This is a genomic window from Streptomyces recifensis, assembly GCF_002154615.1.
Lineage (GTDB): Bacteria > Actinomycetota > Actinomycetes > Streptomycetales > Streptomycetaceae > Streptomyces > Streptomyces griseoluteus.
On sequence record NZ_MUNH01000632.1, the window covers coordinates 1 to 825 of the forward strand.

Here is an 825-nt window from a genome sequence, read left to right on the forward strand (position 1 = left end):
CACCGAGCACGATGGGACGCCGCGGGCTGCGCAGCGCTTGAATCACTCTTCTCATATTCATCCTCACGCTGAGTGACGAGCGTAAGTGTAAATGACGATATGTCAGGAAGAGTCAACTCCCACACCGAGTGTCCGCACGGCATTTCAGGACCGCGCGCATGCGGCAGGATGACGGCACGTGCCCTTCGTCGGACCTTCGCACCGAGGGCACGTTCGCACACCCCGGACAGCGAACAGGTGACAACGTGACGAGACTTCACAGCAGGCTCCACACCGCCGTTTCGGCTACCGGAGGCGCCCGGTGAACCGCACGCCGACCCTGGACGACCTGGTCCTCGCCGGTATCGCGCTGGCCGCCGGCCTGGTGCTGGCCTTTCTGTCCCGCACGGTGCTGCGCTGGCTGGCCAAGCACGCCAAGCGGACCCGGTGGAGCGGGGACGACGTCATCGTGGACGCGCTGCGCTCGGTCGTGCCGTGGGCCGCGATAGCGAGCGGCATCGCGGTGGGCGCGGCCGTGCTGCCGCTGACCCGCACCGTGCAGCACCACGTCAACCAGTCCCTCCAGGTCTGGCTGATCTTCGTGGTGACGCTGTCGGCGGCCCGGGTGATCGCGGGCCTGGTGCAGAGCGTCACCCAGTCCCGCTCCGGCGTGGCGGGCTCGGCGACCATCTTCGTCAACATCACCCGTGTACTGGTGCTGGCCATCGGCTTCCTGGTGGTCCTGCAGACCCTCGGCATCTCGATCGCCCCGCTGCTCACCGCCCTGGGGGTCGGCGGTCTGGCGGTCGCGCTGGCGCTCCAGGACACGCTGGCCAACCTGTTCGC

At 68.0% G+C, this 825-nt stretch carries 1 pseudogene; it reads left to right on the plus strand.

The window, feature by feature from the left end:
• Positions 1-301 precede the first annotated feature (301 nt).
• Positions 302-825, plus strand: a pseudogene (locus CCN33_RS27465) (mechanosensitive ion channel family protein); the annotation flags it as partial.